This is a genomic window from Pseudomonas sp. SIMBA_067 (genome assembly GCF_046534675.1).
In the GTDB taxonomy this organism is placed as follows: Bacteria; Pseudomonadota; Gammaproteobacteria; order Pseudomonadales; family Pseudomonadaceae; genus Aquipseudomonas; species Aquipseudomonas putida.
On the sequence record NZ_JAWRYH010001511.1, the window covers coordinates 1 to 230 of the forward strand.

Sequence of the window (230 nt, forward strand, 5' to 3'; positions counted from 1 at the left end):
GACTTACCTGATAGCTACAAACGCTACCTCATGAACTACTACCGTAAAGCACTTAAGATTATGGGTACGCCAATCAAAATTGAGTTTAGAGAAGGCGATAACCCATTTGCAGGGCGTACTAATAAAGTAACCCTGTCGCAAAAACGTAAAATTCGCGCGTTTAGTAAAGAAAACCGCAATAAGTCATAACGATTTTGATTAAGTCAGTTTAATAAAACGGTGTACTTTAT

1 pseudogene is annotated in these 230 nt (G+C 37.4%); it reads left to right on the forward strand.

Annotation, left to right across the window (positions count from 1 at the left end):
• Positions 1–189, forward strand: a pseudogene (locus tag SB765_RS34490) (ribosome biogenesis GTPase Der); the annotation flags it as partial.
• Between the last annotated feature and the right edge of the window lie 41 nt (positions 190–230).